We start from the raw sequence: 368 nt of genomic DNA on the forward strand, positions 1-368 counted from the left end.
AAGGTAAAGGGGAGGGCAGAAAATAGCGAATGGCACAGCCCATCCAAAAGTAATTGGGTCTGTCAGTAAAGCATTACACAGCCACCAAAAACCAAAAATAAAATAACCAAAGCCAAAGGTTCCACAGCTTAAAGCGTAGATCAGAAGGCATTTTCTATTGTTTTGAAGAGCACTGATTTTATCAAGTAAAACAATGAAGACAGGAAAAGTTAAAAAACAGAGAGGTGTTAAATAAAAGGGCGGAAGTGCAAAGGATGTCAATGCACCACATAAAAACAACACCCCTTGCCGTTTCCAACCAGTGAGGGAAAACAAGGACATCTTGACACTGTTTAAAAACACGAAGTTACTCTTCGGAGATGACATTT

Annotated in this window: 1 pseudogene; it reads right to left on the bottom strand. The window is 39.4% G+C overall.

What is annotated here, in order from left to right:
* A pseudogene (locus ACFIO5_RS11870) lies at nt 1-366 on the bottom strand (apolipoprotein N-acyltransferase); the annotation flags it as partial.
* Between the last annotated feature and the right edge of the window lie 2 nt (nt 367-368).

This window comes from Bartonella sp. AA86SXKL (assembly GCF_042196885.1).